Raw genomic sequence first — 1,470 nt, forward strand, 5'->3', positions numbered from 1 at the left:
CTGTCTGTTCGGCTGGCACCTCCACCGGCGGGGTCTCGACCGGGGCCGTCACCACCGGCGGCGCGACGCTCGGAGCAGAGGGCACGCTCGGCGCTGGGCCGCGCGGATCCATGCGCGGCAGCGGAATATTGGCCGGGGCGGTCTGCACCGGCGGGTTTGTCTGCGGCGCCGTTTCCGCCGGTGGAACTGCCGGCAGCCCCGGAACGCCGGTTGCCGGCACGGGCGCCTGGCCCCCACCAAACATGCCACCCACCACCGAGTTGAGCAGGTCCTGCCCGTTCTGCGGCGTGGCCCCGGTCCCCGCACCAGCCTGACCACCGCCAAGCCGCCCAAGCAGGTCGGTCATCACCCCATCGGCCGCCTGCCCCGCGTTCCCGCCAAGCGCACCACCAAGGCCGCCCAGCGCGCCCGACGCGCCATTGGCAAGTTCACCCAAGCCACCACCCAGTTGCGACATGGCCTGCAAGGCCCGGTTGGGGTCAGCCAGAATGCTCGAGAGATCAGGATAGATGGACGGCCGCGACAGCGCCCCATTGATGATGATTGGCATGCCAATGCCCGAAACATCGAACGCGCTTCCCTGGCCATCAAGCGAGGCCACCACGCGCGGATCGAGCCGCATGTCGATGGTCTGAGCGACAAGATCGACGCTCCCCTGACCGCTCATCCTGACCAGCGGCCCCAGCAGCCGGATATCCCCGATCTTGGCCACACCACTCTCGACGGAAGCTGCAACGGACAGCTCGGTAAACTCGGTCTTGGCCTCATTATTGGCCGCATAGCTGCCGCCGATCAGCGACTGCACATTTCGGAACAGGCCCGCCACATCGATCCCGCGCAAGGCGCCATCGGCGAAAACCACATTGATCGGCCCATTGAGCGAGCGCGTAAACGCCTCGGTATTACTCCCCGCGCCCTTCACCTGGACACTCGCCTTGAGTTTGCCCTCAAGGTTCTGAAAGCCCGCCGCGGTTCTCAGCAGCGGCAGTGCATCGACACCCTCCATGGCCGCCACGAGATCGATAGCGGGCACATCGCCCGCCCCGTTCGCCGTCACCTCGGCAGTCAGCGCCCCACCAAAAAAGCCCGCCTGCGGCAGCGATACCTTGGCAACGCCACCCGATACCGAAAGGCTCGCCGTCGCCGGTCCGGCCTTTACGTCCCCGTAGCCGATCTGGTTGGCATTGAGCCTGATATCGGCATCGAAAAGCCGCAGCACGGCAAGATCGATCGGCGCCGGCCCCGCACTCGCCGTCGCCGCACCGCCACTACCCCCGCCGGTCAGCGCGCCAAAATCGAGCACATCGACCGAGAGCGCAGCCGTAATCTTCGGCTTGCCGGTCAGCGCCACCGCTACCGATCCCTTGGCACCCATGTCGTCAAGGCTGATCGACGCCTCGGTCATGGCCACTTCGCTGCTGCGGACCGACACGCCGCCGGAGAAGTTGAGCCGTCCAAGCGGCATGCCCA

The 1,470-nt window shown here is 66.9% G+C and carries 1 protein-coding gene; it reads right to left on the reverse strand.

The features are described from left to right. Positions 1–1,470, reverse strand: a 1,470-nt coding sequence (locus tag J0I64_RS08200; RefSeq protein ID WP_291407105.1) for an AsmA-like C-terminal region-containing protein, incomplete at both ends; no start/stop codon positions are given.

It is taken from the genome of Devosia sp. (genome assembly GCF_017307565.1).
Classification (GTDB): domain Bacteria; phylum Pseudomonadota; class Alphaproteobacteria; order Rhizobiales; family Devosiaceae; genus Devosia.